Below are 18130 nucleotides of genomic sequence, written 5' to 3'. Positions count from 1 at the left end.
CGCCTGTCAAACTATGCTTGCAGGCAGGGCGCAGTTTGCACTCTCTTTGGTTTATCGGATGGTTGATGAGCATCAGAAAGGGAGACAAGGGGCGTTATTTTTGCTCTTTGGCGTCTTTGCCCTTTTCACCCGTACTTTTTTCTGATGCACCCTCTTGGGTTACTATGCCGGATGCTTCGCCCTGCTCAACTTCGTCAACGAAGGGATAAATGATCAGATCTTTGTCATTATCCTTCTCTTCGCAATCTCCGGAGAGGCCGATCTGGGCGATGTAAAAGCGGCCTTTCTGCCAGGAATAGATGCTATATTGGCGGCAGGAGCTGGTGCTGCCCTGTTTGGGAAACTCGGAGCGGAGCAGCTTTTTCTTCTCGTCCCATGTGGGTTTTTGTAGCTCGGTTGACGCATACCAGCCCAATTTCGTGTCGAGCTGCGGGAAGGTCACCAAATTGGCCCATTCCGCCCGGCCATCTTCCACCTGATAAAGCCGGTAGCTATCGCCATAGAGGTTGCTGGCACAGACCAATCCATAGAATGTCTGCACCCCTAGGCGGATGATCAGTGCCTTGTCTGCCAGCTCTTCATCATCAAATTCTGCCAGCCAGCAGCCCATGGTGGCGCGGTGGTTATCCAGAATGCGCTGCGGGATCTCTTGCGCCTTGCCTTCTGTGACGGTTGCAGCGAAAAGGAGGCTTGCCAGACAAGCCAGCAGGAAAAAGCCGTGAACCGTTTGCAGCCACAAGCCCATGCCATTAGCGATTGCTTTAACAAGGATTTTCTGTCCGGATCTCATTTCGCTTTCTCCTGAGGAGGGTGACGCCAAAAGAATAACTGACTCGCCATGATTGGCCAATTGCTGCTGTTTGATATTTGTTCAACTCGTCGCGATGTTGCCACTTTACTCCAGTTTAGTCTTGCTGCTGCCAGTTTTGGACAGCTTATTCACGGTTGCTTTTGCAGCCAAGTGCTTTATGCATGAAACAATCACCTCTCAAATTGTTTTTGAGCATTTTTTCCCGAAGAGACAGGCCCCGAACAGACAGGATTGGTCACATGAAAGTTGCAATCATTCCCGTAACATCATTCCAGCAGAATTGTACGATTATCTGGGATGAGGAAAGCGGAAAAGGCGTGGTCATCGATCCGGGTGGGGACGTGGAAAAAATCCTGCAAGTGCTCGACCATGAAAAGATAACCGTCGAGCGCATTCTGATTACCCATGGGCATATCGACCATATCGGTGGCGCGGCAGAATTGCGTGACGCTCTGGATGTCGATGTTGAAGGCCCACATGAGGCTGACAGGGAACTGATCGAGCGGGTGGCTGATCAGGCTCTGCAGTTCGGTGTGCCTGCGGCCAAGCCATGCGAGCCGGATCGTTGGCTCACGGAAGGGGATACGGTTGATATTGCCGGTATGCCTTTTGCCGTTCTGCATTGTCCGGGGCACGCGCCGGGGCATGTGGTTTTCTACAATGAGGAAGCCCGTTTTGCGATCATGGGAGACGTCCTGTTCAATGGCTCTATCGGCCGTACGGATCTGCCGGGGGGCAATCACGAAACGCTTCTGGCGTCCATCCGCGACAAGATCCTGCCTCTAGGCGATGATGTTGCCTTTATCTGCGGACATGGGAACCATTCCACCATTGGTGACGAACGAGTGAATAACCCATTCCTCAAGGGACTTTGAGACTTTTCTGGAGCACGCCTTCCAAGCTGGGGGCGTGCTTTCGCGTTCCGGGAGGCAGGGATGAGTGAGATTTCTTTTTCGAAGGAAGACAAGGCGCGTCTTGTCGGAATCCTTCAAGACTATCTGCGTGATGAACTCGATCTGGATCTCGGGCGGTTTGAAGCCGAATTTTTCCTTGATCATCTTGCAACCCATCTAGGGCCGATCTTTTACAACAAGGGCTTGCTGGATGCGCAAGCGCTGCTGCAAAAGCATATGGATAGTTATAACGACGACCTCTACAGTCTTGAAAAAGGGTAGAAACAGGCGGTTTTATGGTCGCTTCTTGGCTGTCTGTTGCATAAATGCACTACGTAAATGGGCGAATTGCTGATAGGTTGCAATCCAATCGGGTGAGATTTGATTCCATTGAAAGTTGGGCATTGAAATGAAATTCATATTGGCTGTGTGTTTTGCATTTCTGGCTGGAGCATTTGTGCTGTCTGATCAGCAGGCTCTTGCCAAATCTGTACAGGTGGTGCCCTCGGGAAACCGCCAGAAGGTTCAGCCCAAGATCCCCAATGGATCCCATTTGCGCACCAAGGCGCAGAAATTGTCGTTTGAGAAAAAATACGACAAGGTTCATGCCCTTTTGCAGAAGGACAAAAAGCTCCTTGCCAAAATCAAGGATGCAGCTGATGTCTATTCCATCGATCCGATCCATATGATTGGTGCGATTGTTGGTGAGCACACCTACAATATCAATGTTTTCGACTATCTTCAGACCTATTACACAAAGGCTGCCATCTATTCAGGCATGGATTTGAAATTCGCCTATGATGGCGAAGATATCGAGACCTTCCTCAAGCGGCCACAGTTCGAAGCCTGTGACGAACACAAGGATTCTTACTCACTCTGGTCCTGCCGTCAGGCGGTCTGGAAAAAGGACTTTCAGGGCAAGAAAGTGGACGGGAAGACCTTCCCGAGAGATCGTTTCAGCAAGGTGTTCTTCCAGCCCATTTATGCTGGCCAGACCTTCGGCCTGGGGCAGATCAGCCCGCTAACGGCGCTCAAACTTTCCGATCTGGTGCATCAGAAGTCTGGTATTCGCAAGCTGGATGCCGACAATGCTGCCGGGGTCTACAATGCGATCATGAAACCGGATATTTCTCTGGCCTTTATGGCCGCGATGATCCGCAAGGCCATCGATGATTACCGCAGCATCGCAGGTGTCGATATTTCGCAAAATCCTGGAATTACGGCGACACTCTACAATATCGGTGATTCCGATATCCATGCTCGTGAACTGCGCGAGAAACGGAAGAAATCCGGTCGCACAGTCTGGCCCCAAGAGAATTATTACGGCTGGCTCGTCAACGACAAGGCAGAAGAGCTGGTGGCTCTGGTCGACGAAGCCGGGGGGGCTAAGAAGCGCATCAAGCAGGCGAATGCGCGTCAGTAGCCTGCTCGTTCGCTCGGATCTGTTTTTCAAAATACAATCTAGTGGAAGCCAGCCATGGTGGCATTACTTGGGGCGCCTTATGATGCGTTCCGGATGCAGACCTTAGTGGTACCGGCATTCTTGAAGCCCAGACGCTTGGCCGCCTGACGGCTGACATCCAAAATGCGCCCCTTGATAAAGGGGCCGCGGTCATTGACCCGAACAATGACCTTTTTGCCATTGCGCATATTTGTCACTTCGATTTTCTGGCCAAACCGAATAGAACGATGGGCCGCCGTCATCTTGGTGGGGTTGGCCATTTCGCCCGATGCTGTTCTCGTCGTTAATTGATACCAGGATGCCGTCCCGCAGTGGCTCTTGTCTGCAGCGTGGCTTACATCCTGCAATACCATAAGGAACAGGGTGGCCGCGATAAGGCCTATGCCGGTTGATGCAATCTTGTTCACGCTTGATTTTCTCACTCTTTGTTTGTTGCGCTTGGTCGGTCTCGCGTTTGAGGCTCCTTGTCATCTGTCTTATGGGCGGGAGTGTGATCGAAACATGGCCATTTTCAATCGATGCGTGATTTGGACGCCCTGAGAGCAGAAAAAGGCGGAACTGTTGCAGATTTGCTACATTATTCAGCGTATGTCTTGTAAAAAATGACGATGCGTATGATAATCGTGGATAGTCTTTCTATGTACGTAAAAGACCGGCTGGTAAAATTCTCGTATCTCCGCTTAATGCGACGCAAACATGAAATGAAAATTGCAGAGATCGCTTGAGATTCTCATTTGTCTCACGCGCTGGCATGGTTGCAAGTTAGTCGTTTATAGCGGATCGCCAGCGAAATCTATGCCTGATTTGGCCGCCGAAAGGACCCCGTCAGATGCTTTATCTTGAATTCCTGTTTTTGCTGGTCATGCTCTATATCGGCTCCCGTTTTGGCGGGATCGGTCTGGGCGTGGTGTCCGGCATTGGCCTGGTCATCGAAGTCTTCATCTTTCAGATGCCGCCAACGTCTCCACCCATCACCGTCATGTTGATCATCCTGGCAGTGGTGACCTGTGCCTCTATCCTGGAAGCCGCCGGTGGCTTGAAATACATGCTGCAGGTCGCCGAGCGCATGCTTCGCTCTAACCCGAAGCGCGTTACGCTGATCGCTCCGTTTGTAACCTACACCATGACCTTCATGTTGGGCACGGGCCATGCGGTTTATTCCATCATGCCGATTATCGGTGACGTAGCTCTGAAAAATGGTATCCGCCCGGAACGCCCCATGGCAGCCGCGTCGGTTGCTTCTCAGGTTGGTATTACAGCCTCGCCGATCTCTGCTGCGGTCGTCTATTACCTGGCACAGTTGTCAGATATCAATCCTGATATCACGCTGCTTTCCATTCTGATGGTTACCGTTCCAGCCACCTTGTGCGGGACGCTTGCCATGGCGCTTTATAGCATGCGTCGCGGCAAGGAACTGAATGAAGATCCGGAATATCAGCGACGTCTGCAGGATCCAGCGTGGGCGGAACGGATCAAATCTACCACGGCGACCTCTCTCAACGAGGCTCTGCCAACTTCCGCACGCAACGCCGTGCTTCTGTTTGTCCTCGCCATTCTGACGATTGTCTTCATCGCCATGGTGCCCGAGGTGAGAACTGTCGCCGGAGCTGAGAAGCCGATCAGCATGTCCGTTGTCATCCAGATGATGATGCTGTGCTTTGGCGGTATCATCATGTTGGCCACAAAGACGCATCCGCGCACGGTGCCTGACGGGGTCGTGTTCAAGTCGGGCATGGTTGCCGCGATTGCCATTTTCGGTATTGCTTGGATGTCGGACACCTATTTCAAATATGCCATGCCGCAGTTCCAGGCTGGTATCGTTGATATGGTGACCCAATATCCGTGGACCTTCGCACTGGCGCTGTTCATCGTGTCTGTTGTGGTGAACTCTCAGGCCGTGACGGCGCGCATGATGTTGCCGGTTGGTCTGGGGCTAGGCTTGGAGCCTGCGCTGCTGATCGGGTTGATGCCTGCAGTTTATGGCTATTTCTTCATCCCGAACTATCCATCCGACATTGCCACCGTCAACTTCGATGTGTCCGGTACAACGAAGATCGGAAAATGGTACTTCAACCACTCCTTCATGGCAGTTGGCTTGATTGCCGTGGTTACCGGTTCGGTCGTTGGCTTCCTGCTGGCCGAGATTGTGATTGGCTGATGGACGCCTCGTTTGGGTGACGCGATGAATGAGAAAGGCCCCGCTTTCAGAGTGAAGCGGGGCCTTTTCTTTTGACTATTTATCTGCCGATTACGGGTCAGCTCTTTGGGCGCTTGGGGCGCGGAGCCTTGCTGGCGCCTTTGGGACGGGGCATGTCTGTGCCTGGGCCCATATCGTCCAGATCGGGCTGCTGGATACGGCTTCCTTTGCTGGAGCCTGATTTCGGCATATTCGCCGAGGTGCCATATTTGCGTTCGCCGCGATAGCCACCGGTCTTCCCGTCGACTGCCGACTGGCGAGCCAATGGGTCATCGGCAATGGCCAGCTCGGTTTCGCGCAGGCGCTTGACTTCGTCTCGCAAACGAGCGGCTTCCTCGAATTCGAGGTTGGCAGCGGCGTCCTTCATGCGGCTTTCCAGATCCTCGATATGGGCTTCCAGATTGTGCCCGATGCCAGCCTCTGTTTCTTCGGCCAGGCCTTTGTCGACGGTGACATGATCGCTTTCATAGACCGATCCGAGAATGTCGCCGATATTCTTCTTGACCGTCTGCGGCGTGATGCCATGCTCTTCGTTGTAGGCAAGCTGCTTTTCACGACGGCGATTGGTCTCGGAGATGGCGCGGTCCATGGACCCGGTCATCTTGTCCGCATAGAGAATGACTTTGCCGTCGGCGTTACGAGCGGCACGGCCGATGGTCTGGATGAGCGAGGTTTCCGATCTGAGGAAGCCTTCCTTGTCGGCGTCCAGAATAGCGACGAGGGCACATTCGGGAATGTCGAGACCCTCGCGCAGCAGGTTGATGCCCACGAGCACGTCGAAGGCCCCAAGGCGCAAATCGCGAATGATTTCGATGCGCTCGATGGTGTCGACGTCGGAATGCATGTAGCGCACGCGCACGCCCTGCTCATGCAGATATTCGGTAAGATCCTCAGCCATGCGCTTTGTGAGGGTCGTCACCAACGTTCGGTAGCCCTGCGCCGCCTTTTCCTTGACCTCGCCGAGCAGATCGTCAACCTGCGTCTTTGCGGGGCGGATTTCGATGATCGGATCGGTCAGGCCGGTGGGGCGAATGACCTGTTCGGCAAAGACGCCACCGGCTTCTTCCATTTCCCAGTTGCCCGGCGTTGCGGAAACCGCCACAGTCTGTGGACGCATGGCGTCCCATTCCTCAAAGCGCAAGGGACGGTTGTCCATGCAGCTTGGCAGGCGGAAGCCATATTCGGCCAGCGTTGCCTTGCGGCGGAAGTCGCCGCGATACATGGCGCCGAGCTGGCCGATGGTCACGTGGCTCTCATCGACAAAGATGAGCGCGTTGTCGGGCAGATATTCAAACAGGGTTGGCGGTGGCTCTCCGGGCAGGCGGCCTGTGAGATAGCGTGAATAGTTCTCGATGCCCTGACAGGCGCCGGTTGCTTCCATCATTTCCAGATCAAAGCGGGTGCGCTGCTCAAGACGCTGGGCTTCTAGTAGGCGGCCATGGGCTTCCAGCTCGGCAAGGCGCTCGTTGAGCTCCTTTTTGATGCTCTTGATCGCCTGATTAAGCGTCGGGCGCGGGGTCACATAGTGCGAGTTGGCGTAGAGCTTGATCATCTCAAGCTCGCCCATTTTCTGACCGGTCAGCGGGTCGAATTCCTTGATTTCCTCAACCTCGTCACCGAAGAAGGAAATGCGCCAGGCACGGTCTTCATAGTGGGCCGGGAAAATCTCGACCACATCGCCATTCACCCGGAATGAGCCGCGATGGAAATCCATGTCGTTGCGCTTATATTGCAGCGCCACCAGATCGGCCATCAGCTGGCTCTGGTCGATCTCGTCGCCGGTCTCGATCTTGAAGCTCATTTCGGTGTAGGTTTCCACCGAGCCGATACCGTAGATACAGGAGACCGAGGCGATGATGATCACGTCGTCGCGCTCGAGCACGGCGCGGGTCGCCGAGTGGCGCATACGGTCGATCTGTTCGTTGACCGTGCTTTCTTTCTCGATGAAGGTGTCGGTGCGCGGCACATAGGCTTCCGGCTGGTAATAATCGTAGTAGGAAACGAAATATTCCACCGCGTTGTTGGGGAAGAAGCTCTTGAACTCTCCATAGAGCTGGGCTGCAAGGGTCTTGTTGGGCGCAAGGATCAGAGCAGGGCGGTTGGTCTGGGCGATCACCTGCGCCATGGTGAAGGTCTTGCCCGAACCGGTAACGCCGAGCAAAACCTGCGTTGCTTCGCCATCACCGATGCCTTCCAGCAGATCGGCAATTGCAGTTGGCTGGTCGCCCGCCGGTTCATATTCGGTTTTCAACTCGAAGGAAACGCCGCCTTCCGATTTTTCCGGACGATCCGGACGGTGAGGGCGCCATGGTTCAGAATCCATGAATTCCGGTCGGCCATGCTCGATGAGGGATTCCAGCGCGCGCACGGTCTCTGTGACGCCCGAGCGGTCGTCATTCTTGCCCTTTTTCTTCTGGGCCTTCTTGCGCTCCTTGGTGACACGTTCCAGCTCTTCAGCTTTCTCGAGCGAGATGTCTAGACCGGCAACCGGATTCAGCCCGCCGGCAGCGCGGTCTCGGGCGGAGGCCTTCTGGTCGTCAGCTTTCTTGCTGCGCTTGGCAGCGGGCTTTTTGCTGGCGCTCTTAGGCTTCGGTGCTGGTTTGGGCTTGGCATCCAGATTGGCGGCCTGAGCGATTTCGTCAGCCCAGTCTGCAATCGAGTCAGAAAGCGGGGCTCCTTCAAAGGAGGCTTGAGGCGCTTCGCCCAACCCACTTTGCTTATCAGCCTCTTCCTGTTTCTTGGACGCCATGTGCTTACCTCTCGGAGCTGTTTAAGCACAATGTAAGGGAACAAAGCGAGAATATGAAGGGGGCTTGGCAAAATTTTTCCGATGGCCCTTTTGTCCCTCCAAAGCACATCAGCCGAATTGATTATTTCTCTTTGTATTAAATAGTCCTAATATTCGAAATAACTAAAATAAAAGGGATGCAATTGATTGCGAGGAGCGCCTCATTCCGGGGGGAAGGGTGCTGAAAGGGAGAGAATATGACGCATGTAGTGGTTTTGGGAGGAGGCCTGGGCGGCCTTTCAGCAGCTTATGAGATCCGCCAGCAACTGTCGAAGGCTGGTAAGGTGACCGTGATTTCAAACAAGCCGTTTTTCCAGTTCACACCATCCAATCCATGGGTCGCCGTGGGATGGCGCAAGAAGAAGGACATCACACTCGATCTGGCAACGGTTTTGCCAAAGAATAAGGTGGACTTCATCTGCTCCGCCGCCACGAGCCTTGATCCTGAGAATAACACTGTCGGTCTGGAAGATGGCTCATCGGTTTCCTATGATTATCTGGTGATCGCAACGGGTCCTGAGCTTGCCTTTGACGAGATCGAGGGCTTGGGCCCAGAGGGCAACACCATTTCTGTTTGCGATGTTGACCACGCGACCGCAGGGCATGAGAAATGGGAAGCCTTCTGTGCTGATCCTGGCCCGATTGTGGTGGGTGCCGTGCAGGGGGCATCCTGCTATGGCCCCGCCTATGAAACAGCCATGATTTTCGACACCGATCTGCGCAAGCGCAAAATCCGTGACAAGGTGCCCATGACTTTTGTGACCTCGGAGCCTTATGTGGGCCACCTGGGCCTTGGCGGCGTGGGTGACACCAAGGGCATGCTGGAATCGGCCATGCGCGACCGGACCGTGAAATGGATCACCAATGCCAAGGTCGACAAGATCGAAGAAGGCATGATGTATGTCACCGAGGTTGACGCTGACGGGAACGAGAAGAAAAAGCATGAGTTGCCCTTCAAGCATTCCATGATGCTGCCAGCTTTCCGCGGTATTCCAGCGCTGCGAGGTATCGAAGGGCTGGTCAATCCGCGCGGCTTTGTCATTGTCGACAAACATCAGCGCAATCCGAAATATCCCAATATTTTCGGCATCGGCGTTTGCATCGCCATTCCGCCTTATGAGGCGACCCCGGTGCCGGTGGGTGTGCCGAAAACCGGTTACATGATCGAATCTATGGTCACGGCATCGGCCAAGAATCTGGGTGAAATTCTGGCGGATAAAGAGCCGACCCATGAAGCGACCTGGAACGCGATCTGTCTTGCCGACTTTGGCGATTCAGGGCTGGCCTTTGTGGCCATGCCGCAGATTCCGCCGCGCAACACCAACTATTCAGGGCAGGGTAAATGGGTGCATCTGGCCAAGATCGCCTTTGAGAAATATTTCCTGCGCAAAATCCGTAAGGGCGAGACCGAGCCATATTATGAAAAGGCCGTTTTGAGTCTGCTGGACATCGCCAAGATCAAGAACTGAGTAACCAACCTCCTGGTTTCCCGTGTGGAAGGCATCCTTGGCCGCTGTTCTTTTGAGCAGCGGTCTTTTTGTTGTCTGTCTCTTGTTTGCTTTGATTGAGCGATTTGCGTCAGGCCGGAATGTCGGCTGAGGCTTCTGTTGTGTCCGTGGCTTCGGTTTTCTTTTTTGCGCGACGCAGGCGCTTCTGGATCTGCGGCAAAAGCTCGACCAGCAGAATGCAGGAGAAGATCAGGAAGCAGCCCAGATACTGGGTTGACGTCAGGCGTTCGCTCAACAACAGAGCGCCGAAGATGGCGGCAAATACACTCTCGCCGGACAGGATGATTGCGGCGTCCGCAGGCGGCGTGTAGCGCTGCCCGATGGCTTGCAGACCGAAAGCAAGGGCACCGGAGAAAACGCCGGTATAGATGATCTGGAACCAGGCGCCCTGAAGGCTGGACAGGTCCATTGTCTCAAAAGGCAATCCACCAAGGAAGCCGAGTACGCCAGCGGTGGCAAACTGCAGGAAGGCAAAAGCCAACGGGTTGCCATATTTGCTGACCATGCGTCCCACGAAGATGATCTGCAACGCCCATGACAGAGCGCTGAACAGCATAAGAATGTCGCCCTCTTTCATGGTTTCCAGACTGCCTGCCAGCAAATAGGCACCAAGCACAGAGATGGCTACAATCGGCCAGATGATCGGGGTTGGCCAACTGCGGAAAATCAGAACACCGATGACCGGTGTCAGGGGAACATAGAGAGCTGTGAGAAAGCCTGCGTTGGTGACCGATGTCGTGGCAAAGCCGAATTGCTGGAACGCCATGCCAGAAAAGAATACAACGCCCACCAGAATGCCCTTGCCGATCACCGGCAGAGGGATCGGATTGCTCACCCTACGCCGTTCGAAATAGGCAAAGGGTGCTACAGCCAAGGTCGCAAGAAGGAAGCGCACGCCTGTGAAGTTCATCGGACCGATGGACTCCATCGCAGTGGACTGGGCGACAAAGGCCGCACCCCAAACGATGGCAGCGGTCAGCAACAACAGGTTGGCGGTCATTCTTGGCATTGATTGCAGCTTTCCAGTGTGAGGAGGGGGAAATGCGGGCGTGGCGCCAGCAAGAATGACCGATTTCTAAGGCAAGAGTCTCACCACTGCAACCGAATTCTATTCATCAATCAAGCAAGAATTTTGATGGATTGGCTTGGCATGCTGCCGCCCGTTCAAACTGCTGCGTTTTAGCGGATCAACTGAGCTGTTTTACGGTCTGGCGTGGCCTCGGCGATGAAGCGCAAGGGGCCGCTGGTAAGGCCATCAAATGGCCAGCAGGAAGAGAGGACGAGTGAAGAACTCAGCGTATTCCTGACAAGGCCGGATTGATCCCAGCGGGCGATGCGGCTGGCATCGATGGTGTAATGCAAAGTCGGGCCGTGCATTGGCTCCAGCGACACCTGCATGCCAACTTGCAAATTGGCAAGAGCCTTGAAATGGGTATCTCTGTGCGCCGAAATGACGCTCGTTCCCCGTTGGCCCAGCGGGGCGGACTGATCTAGCAGAACCGGACCGAAGGCGAGGCCTTCGCCGCCGGATTCCTTGAGAATGATCGCTTCAAAATCAAGGTCCGGGATGGTCAGTTTGGCAACTGGCCAGCTGTCTGCCCATGGCCATGCCTTGTGGGGCGCGCCATCGCTCTTGCTCTGCTGCCACGCCCTCTCCAGCAGATATTGAGCGAGTTCGGCCTTGACGGGGATCCAGCTTCCCCAAATGAGTAACCCCAGCCCCAGCAGTCCAAGAGCCATGGCGCTGACTGCGCCTATTTTAAACTGCGTGGGGCTGGGGGCTGGTTTTTCCATACTGTCCTTGGTGTGTGCGTTTTTTTGAGAATGTGAGAAAAAGGCGCGTGGACCGAAGCCCACGCGCAGGCTGCTACTCTAAGGACAGACCTAGCGCAACTCCGGTCGGATCTTCCGCCATTGTATCCATGCCATCAGGACACCGGCCAGGGTCAGCAGGGCGATACCCAGGAGGATGAGAAGATCCGACCGCGTTGCGGTCTTGGGGAGAAGAATCTGGTTGCCGCCGGTCGGGGCAAGGGCAACCTGAGCGGGGCCGCTCTGGGGGGCTGAAGCCACTTTCATGGCCTTCATGGCGGCGGGAGCAAGCGTCATCAGACCGGCCGTGCGGTTGCCTGCCTGAGGTGCCGGGGCAATGGCAGCATCAATGCCGGTGTCCATCATCGGAGCACTCTCACCAAACACGCTTTCCATTTTCCAGCCATCGGGGAGATTCAGTGGAACCTTCTTGCTGTCCAATGTCTGATTTTGCGGGCGTGATGGGGTGACGTCGACGGCGACGAGGCTCGTCAGGCGCGTGACCAGATGATGTGTGAGTCCGAGGGCTTCGATCCCCTTGTCGAAAGACGCCGGATCTGTCGCAAGCAGGCGTTCATTCTCCAACTGGCGGATCTTGCCTCGGGCCCACAATTTATCGATTGCATCGGATGGGGCAGCCTTGGTGATGTCGACAGTCATAGACCATGGCTGGTTGTCAAAACGGCCTGTAAGGGTCAGTTCCTGACCCAGATCTTTGCCCTTGAAGGCAACCACAACCGGCTCTCCCTTATAGAGATCTGGCAACGCACTCGGAGAGGCCTCGATATCCTTGCCGTTAGCAAAGGTGATGCTGAGGTCGGTGGCGACTGGCGTGGTGAGCTGGGTGAAAAGCTCTGCCATCTTGCTCTTCACTTCGGTGATATTGCCGATCTGGGTGAAGGTGCCGCGTCCGACTTCTGCTGCGCGGGACATGAAGAAGCTGTTCGGGGCAGATCCGATGCCGACCGTGAAGATGCGAGAGCGGCCCATGCCGGATTTGACGGTTTCAAACAGCTGGCGCTCGTTGCCGATGGCACCGTCGGTGAGGAAAATAACCTGACGCAGGGTCGGTGAATCGGGATTTTGATCCTTTAGGGCGGCCTGCATGGCGGGCAACATTTCCGTGCCGCCGTTTGCTTCAATTGCTGCCACCCAATAGCGCGCGGTGGCAATATGCTCTTTATCTGCCGGTTGGGGCGAAGGGAAGAGCTGCGCCATGTCATTGTTGAAACGGATGATCTGGAAGGTGTCTTCCGGCTTGAGCTGGCCCAGCGCTTCGATCAGGCTCTCGCGTGCCTGCCGGATGGAGGGGCCATCCATGGAGCCAGATTGGTCGATGACGAAAATCACTTCGCGTGGGGGTACCTTAAGCTCGGTCGCCAGTTTGTAAGGTGGAGTGATATAGGCCAGCAGATACTGTTCTGCTTCGCTTTCCAGCAGGCTTTCCTCTTCCTCATTTTCATCTCTGGCGTCCTTGCTTTGCCCATCGCCGGTCTGCCGCTGGTTGGGGTCGTCTTTGAGGGTCTGGGTAAAGAGGCCAAGATTGGGCGTTTCACTTGGCTTGCCACTCCATGTGAGCAGGAAGTCCTTGTCGGCTGGTACGGCTTCACCCTTTAGCGAGAGGGTCATGGTGTCGCTGCCTTCGGGCTTTACCACCACATCATGATAGTGGCTGACGACATTATCGAGAGGGAAACCGGCCTTCAGCTTGATGCTGAGTGTAACAGGATTGCTCTTGCCCTCTGTTTTCGGGTCCAGCACGGGGGCGGTGATCGCCTCGCGATCAGGAACCGGATCTGTCGTACCCCAGCCGCTCGCATTGTCGGACTGGTTGGGCTTGAGATCAATGACGGGCTTGAGGGGCTTGTCGAGGGGATTGTCGAGGGGATTGTAACGCGGCGCGACGACCAGCGGCACACGCAGGGAGAATTCTTCATCCTTGCGCGGAATGCTCTGCTGATACTCGATCTGGATGGTAATGGAATCCCTCGGACCTATATTGGCGACAGCGTTTGTGAAGAGATTGGGGCGATGCTGCTCCAGCAGGCTGGCTTTCTTGCCTTGCTGTTTGGCGGTTTCGTAAATCTGGCGGGCTTCTTCTTTGGGCTTGATCTGGCCTTCGATCATGCGCTCGCCGATTTTCATTCGCAATTCATCCACGGCGGCGGTGTCTGGCAGGGGGAAAACATAGATGCCCTCGACCCAGGCGTCGCTCGGGTTGAGGAATTTCTGCGTAACCACAGCGCGGGCGATCGGTCCGGTGACATCGATCTTGATGTCGGTCGCCACCTTCGGCGCCTCGATATATTTGCCCGCTTCCTTGGCCTTGAACAACAAGCCGCCCGATTGCATGTCATCGGGGGTGAGAAGCAGTGGCTGCGCCGTGGGGGTGTCCTGCACGGTAGATATTTGTGAAGGGGCCGAATGGGCTGGCTTTCCGAAGGCTATGACGAGAGCTGCACAGATCGCAAATGCATAGGCTCCGATCCAGAGCTTAAAAATTCTTGAAATGGGACTTTTGCGTTCGGCATAGGCGCTCAGTTCTATTGTATGGCGCTTTCTTTTCCTGTCGCTTGTCCGGTCATTTGCGTTGGTGTCAGGCAATGTCATTGTTTTAAATCCCGTGGCAGGGTTGGTCCAATGATACTGTCTCACGGGATTGCGGCCCGGATTTGCGTGAAAGAGGGCGCAAAGGGATCAATATTGTGACAATTTCGGGGCGCTTGGTACAATTGTATGTGATGGCTATGAGACCTTTGGATGGGCGCGACAGCTTGCCTCAGCAGCTTCCCTGATCTTTCCTCTTTACCTTATGGACGTTGTTTGTTATGTATATTCGCAAGTTCTAATTTAATGGAGTTCTAAAATGTCGCTCGATCGTTCCATTCTCGCATTTGCAGGCTTCATGGTCCTGCTGTCCGTCGTTCTGACGGTCTATGTTCATCCGCTGTTTATCTGGCTGACGGTCTTCGTTGGCGCCAACATGATGCAGTCTGCTTTTACCGGTTTTTGTCCGGCCGCCATGATTTTGAAGAAAATCGGCGTCAAGCCCGGCACAGCCTTTGAATGATGCAACAAGGACGAGGCATCGCTCGATGCCTTGATCACTCAATCCAAAGAAAAAGCCGCGGCATTCGCTGCGGCTTTTTCTTTGGTTATTTTGCCTTGGGTTTTTGCTTTGGCTATTGGGTGTCTTTTTTCAGCATGCCCGGCTGCTGCTCTTCCAGATAGGCTTCTTCTGCGGGTGTCAGTTCGATCTTCTCGTAGCCGGTGATCATGGTCTTGATATAGTGGAACACCGTTTTGCCTGTGGTCGTCATATAAACATGGATGACGACAAAGGTGATCATCGCGAAGGCTGCTGCCGTATGCACAAAGGCCACCAGAGTGAAGATCTGCTGGCCATTCTGGATGTTTTCCCAAAGGCCGTAGAGCAGATAGGCAATGCCCGAGAGCCACAGGGCCGGGCCGATGATGACCATGAAGGTCAGGTAGGCCAAAGACTGCAGGGCATTCTGCTTGCGATTAAGGCTCTTCGAGTAGGGGTGCGGGGCGCCGGTGATGATGCCATAGGCATAGAATTTGATCACCGCGAACAGTCCCTTGTTCTGGGGCAGATAGTGGCGCCACTGCCCTGTGGTGAAGTTCCAGAAGGTGGTGAAGAGCCACAAGAGCAGCAACAAAATGGCTGCATAGGTGTGGACCATGACCGCCAGCGGAAAAGGTACCAGCGTGAGTGAGCCGTGCAGATTGAAGCCCGAAAAGGCCAGAATGAAGATCAGCAGGGCCTGGGACCAATGCCAGAAACGCTCATAGCGCGTATAGATTTTCACGGCCCGCTTTTTGACGTCGGGCTTGTTGGCCAATTCTTCTGATTGGGCAGAAGACGGTATGTCAGTCATGATAATGTCTCCTCAAGCCTGTGTCTTGCGATTGCGAAAGATGATGCGCAGCAAGGCGTGGATCAGAACGCCCAGCAAAGTCAGCCCGAAGGCGGCATAACCAATCCAGTCGAGCCATTTGAAATTGTCACGTCCCGGCATGTAGATTCCGGTGATGCCGTCGAGCCGTCCTTCCTTGGCGTGGCATTCGGTGCAGCGCACAGCCTGTTCTTTGGGGGCGACCATATGGGTGATCGGCCAATACATGTAGGTATCGACAAAGCCCAACTCGCCGGAGAAGTCCTTGCCGATGAACTCCATGGCAGCAGGCACCGATTTGTCCCAGTCGAAATTGGTCCAGAGAGCCGTGTCGTCCTTGCCGAAGACATGGTTATAGACCAGCTGATTGTTTGCCTTGTCATATGGCTGACGCGAATGCATGCGTTTGAATGGCCAGATGCGGGATTTGCCATCGGTGGCTGATCCGCCAAGGGCGTTGATCTCGACAACCTTGGTCGGGTCGATTGTGTCGTCGAGCAGGGTCCATGTCGTCTCGCCATTGAACCATGAATAGAATGGCTGGACATTCTCGGCATATTCAAAATCGCCCTTCTCGGACATGTAGCTGGGATGGCCATGCTCATCCATGACCTTGTAGGGCTTGCCATCCTTCAACTTGCCAGCCGTTGACCAGTCCCAAAGGGTTTTGGTGGCAACACCCCCTCGAGCGAATTCGGGCACATGGCAGGTCTGGCAGGCGACCGTGTCGGTATGATCATTGAGCTTGATGCCCATGATGTCATTCCCATCATGCGGGCGCGCCGAATGGCAGCTCTCGCAGGAGGCGGACGGTTCCATCAGGCCGGCATGCTGATCGAGGGAGCGGATTTTGGCGGTCTTGGTTTCCTCACCATCGTTGGTGATTGTAGTGGGTTTTGCCTCGGTGCTGTAGCGCGAGCCGGGCCATTGGTGGCCGGAGCCTGAATGGCAGGCTGTGCAGGCCATGTTGAGGCCGTCTGCATTCATATGCACGTCAAGGGCAGCATCGGGATGGTTCAGGGAACTGTCCAGATCCCCATGTTTGACGCCGTCACCGCCGCCGCCATAATAGTGGCAGGAGCCGCAATTCTCACGTTGCGGATTGGTGACCGACTGAGCTGCCATGCTGAGATTTGGCGGCTGGACGATCTTGCCGTTCCACGGGGTCGGTTCATAAAGCGGGTGACCGGCCTTGGTGGGGAATTTCTTGTAAAGCGCTGTATCCGCATGACAGACGAGGCAATCGACTGCTTCGGGGTCGGAAGGGGGAGGCTGGCGCATATCCTCCCAGCCATACCCTGCATGGCAGGATGTGCAGCGCGGCTCGTTTGAGGCGACATTGCCGCAAAAGCTGTTGATGACGGTGCGCTTGCCGAGGGTCTGGCCAGTGGCCTCATTCTTGGTTTCCCATTTCCAGTGCAGGGTGTGCTGCACCTGATCGGCTGCTTCCGTGTGGCAGGAGAGGCAAGCCTTGGTGACCTCAGGGCCGGATTTGAAATCCTGTTGCAGAATTTCAAACTTGGAATGGTCTGCCGTGCCGCCAGCTGGTTTGCCGGACAGTTGCAATGCTGACGCCTTGGCATCTGCATTAACGGGGGAATGGGGGAGTGTTTCCTGTCCGGATGCCGCAAGGGCTTCGATGTTGGACAGGGATAGCAATGATACAAAAGAAAGGGCAGACACGGCCATAACAAGGCCTCTGAGGGCTTTGATATGCGGCCGTCTGCCCTTAGATGCAAAGTTCGCCATGTGGTCCTCCGAACAAATGCAAAAGGCAAGAAGATCAGTTTTCCCGGCAGAAACTGATCTGGTTGTCGTAAAATGCGGAATCGGCTCCGGACCGGTTCCGACAGGTCTCTTTAAACAAGACTATAAAATGCTTATTTTGGATATTCGAATTAAGTAGATGAGACATGTTGTCACGCGCGGTAAGTTGTAGGTATTTTTGCGCATGTAAGAAAAGGCCGCAGGGTGCGCCCACGGCCTTTGAAAGTTTGCTCGGTGCTACGCCGCTATTTGATGCGGTCTGGTTCATGTGCTTCCAGGTAGGTGACTTCTGCTTCGGTCAGTTCCATATCCTCAAAGCCGGTGATCATGGCCTTGGTATAGTGGATCAAGGTTTTGCCCGTGGTGACCATATAGATATGACCAATCACGAAAGCGACCATCAGGAACGCTCCTATGAGGTGGAGCAGCACCACGAGGCTGAAGATCTCGTGGTTGCCGGAGTTCCCAGCCCAGAAGCTATAAAACATATAGGCAAGCCCGGAGAGCCAGAGGAGTGGCCCGACCAACGTCATGATGGAGAAGTATGCAAAGGACTGCAGCGGGTTCTGCTTGCGGCTGAGAGTCCGTTTATAGGGATGGGGCTGGCCGCGCATCATGCCAACGAGATAATGCATGATGACTTCCCATAGCCCTGCGTTGGTTGGCACAAAGTGACGCCACTGTCCTGTGGTGAAGGTCCAGAAGGCTGTAAACAGCCACAGGAAGATCAGAACAAAGGCAGCGATGTCATGCATCATGACCGCAGAGTGGAAGGGAATGAAGCGGATCGTTCCATGCACCGTAAAGCCGGAGAAGGCCAGCACGAAAATGAGGATCGCCTGCGACCAGTGCCAGAAGCGTTCATATCGGCTGTAGTTTTTCACCTTGCGATGAAAGACCTTGGATTTTGCCTCTTTGGCTTTGCTTGCCGCAGGGCCAGAGGCAGAAGAGATGTCCGTCATGAGTCTGTCC

At 54.7% G+C, this 18130-nt stretch carries 15 protein-coding genes; 6 read left to right on the top strand and 9 right to left on the bottom strand.

Annotated elements, in window-relative coordinates; genetic code table 11:
* Nucleotides 1-94 precede the first annotated feature (94 nt).
* On the bottom strand, nucleotides 95-790 hold the full coding sequence (locus BM258_RS13310) for a hypothetical protein (RefSeq protein ID WP_090073042.1): 696 nt from the start codon (nucleotides 788-790) through the stop codon (nucleotides 95-97).
* Nucleotides 791-1050: 260 nt separating this feature from the next.
* Here BM258_RS13310 and BM258_RS13305 point away from each other — a divergent pair, with 260 nt between their 5' ends.
* The 3 genes from BM258_RS13305 to BM258_RS13295 all read left to right on the top strand — a co-directional run bounded on the left by BM258_RS13305 (nucleotide 1051) and on the right by BM258_RS13295 (nucleotide 3127).
* Nucleotides 1051-1686: an MBL fold metallo-hydrolase gene (locus tag BM258_RS13305; RefSeq protein ID WP_090073040.1), complete on the top strand. Its 636-nt coding sequence runs from the start codon at nucleotides 1051-1053 to the stop codon at nucleotides 1684-1686.
* A gap of 60 nt (nucleotides 1687-1746) precedes the next feature.
* On the top strand, nucleotides 1747-1986 hold the full coding sequence (locus tag BM258_RS13300) for a DUF2164 domain-containing protein (protein WP_090073038.1): 240 nt from the start codon (nucleotides 1747-1749) through the stop codon (nucleotides 1984-1986).
* A gap of 136 nt (nucleotides 1987-2122) precedes the next feature.
* Nucleotides 2123-3127: a DUF1402 family protein gene (locus BM258_RS13295; protein WP_407062726.1), complete on the top strand. Its 1005-nt coding sequence runs from the start codon at nucleotides 2123-2125 to the stop codon at nucleotides 3125-3127.
* A 77-nt stretch (nucleotides 3128-3204) separates the two neighbouring features.
* On the opposite strand, the gene BM258_RS13290 is transcribed toward BM258_RS13295, so the two are convergent.
* Entirely contained in the window at nucleotides 3205-3573 is a 369-nt protein-coding gene (locus tag BM258_RS13290) for a septal ring lytic transglycosylase RlpA family protein (RefSeq protein ID WP_407062723.1), read from the bottom strand.
* A 422-nt stretch (nucleotides 3574-3995) separates the two neighbouring features.
* On the opposite strand from BM258_RS13290, the gene BM258_RS13285 reads away from it, so the two are divergent.
* Entirely contained in the window at nucleotides 3996-5324 is a 1329-nt protein-coding gene (locus BM258_RS13285; protein ID WP_090073035.1) for an anaerobic C4-dicarboxylate transporter, read from the top strand.
* A 97-nt stretch (nucleotides 5325-5421) separates the two neighbouring features.
* On the opposite strand, the gene uvrB is transcribed toward BM258_RS13285, so the two are convergent.
* Nucleotides 5422-8112, bottom strand: a complete 2691-nt coding sequence (uvrB, locus tag BM258_RS13280) for an excinuclease ABC subunit UvrB (protein WP_090073034.1) — start codon at nucleotides 8110-8112, stop codon at nucleotides 5422-5424.
* Nucleotides 8113-8348: 236 nt separating this feature from the next.
* On the opposite strand from uvrB, the gene BM258_RS13275 reads away from it, so the two are divergent.
* Nucleotides 8349-9620 (top strand): NAD(P)/FAD-dependent oxidoreductase, encoded by a 1272-nt coding sequence (locus tag BM258_RS13275; RefSeq protein WP_090073032.1) that lies wholly within the window; start codon nucleotides 8349-8351, stop codon nucleotides 9618-9620.
* A 109-nt stretch (nucleotides 9621-9729) separates the two neighbouring features.
* Here the strand turns inward: BM258_RS13275 and BM258_RS13270 are convergent, their stop codons facing one another.
* The 3 genes from BM258_RS13270 to BM258_RS13260 form a co-directional block, all read right to left on the bottom strand.
* On the bottom strand, nucleotides 9730-10668 hold the full coding sequence (locus BM258_RS13270) for a DMT family transporter (RefSeq protein WP_210186743.1): 939 nt from the start codon (nucleotides 10666-10668) through the stop codon (nucleotides 9730-9732).
* Nucleotides 10669-10838: 170 nt separating this feature from the next.
* Complete coding sequence (locus BM258_RS13265; protein WP_210186742.1) at nucleotides 10839-11399, bottom strand: class GN sortase; 561 nt, start codon at nucleotides 11397-11399, stop codon at nucleotides 10839-10841.
* A 144-nt stretch (nucleotides 11400-11543) separates the two neighbouring features.
* Nucleotides 11544-14081 carry a marine proteobacterial sortase target protein gene (locus BM258_RS13260; RefSeq protein ID WP_090073026.1) on the bottom strand — a complete coding sequence of 846 codons (2538 nt, stop codon included), beginning with the start codon at nucleotides 14079-14081 and terminating at the stop codon, nucleotides 11544-11546.
* Nucleotides 14082-14337: 256 nt separating this feature from the next.
* On the opposite strand from BM258_RS13260, the gene BM258_RS13255 reads away from it, so the two are divergent.
* Complete coding sequence (locus BM258_RS13255) at nucleotides 14338-14541, top strand: YgaP family membrane protein (RefSeq protein WP_090073024.1); 204 nt, start codon at nucleotides 14338-14340, stop codon at nucleotides 14539-14541.
* A gap of 112 nt (nucleotides 14542-14653) precedes the next feature.
* Here BM258_RS13255 and BM258_RS13250 read toward each other — a convergent pair whose 3' ends face one another.
* The 3 genes from BM258_RS13250 to BM258_RS13240 form a co-directional block, all read right to left on the bottom strand.
* Nucleotides 14654-15373, bottom strand: a complete 720-nt coding sequence (locus tag BM258_RS13250) for a cytochrome b/b6 domain-containing protein (protein ID WP_090073022.1) — start codon at nucleotides 15371-15373, stop codon at nucleotides 14654-14656.
* 12 nt (nucleotides 15374-15385) lie between these two features.
* A complete protein-coding gene (locus BM258_RS13245; protein ID WP_210186741.1) occupies nucleotides 15386-17140 on the bottom strand; it encodes a tetrathionate reductase family octaheme c-type cytochrome in 1755 nt (584 codons plus the stop codon).
* 263 nt (nucleotides 17141-17403) lie between these two features.
* Complete coding sequence (locus BM258_RS13240) at nucleotides 17404-18120, bottom strand: cytochrome b/b6 domain-containing protein (protein WP_090073019.1); 717 nt, start codon at nucleotides 18118-18120, stop codon at nucleotides 17404-17406.
* Nucleotides 18121-18130: the final 10 nt, after the last annotated feature.

It is taken from the genome of Cohaesibacter marisflavi (assembly GCF_900115225.1).
Taxonomy (GTDB): domain Bacteria; phylum Pseudomonadota; class Alphaproteobacteria; order Rhizobiales; family Cohaesibacteraceae; genus Cohaesibacter; species Cohaesibacter marisflavi.
The sequence above is the reverse complement of the archived record's forward strand: the minus strand, read 5'-3'. Positions and strand labels throughout refer to the sequence as shown.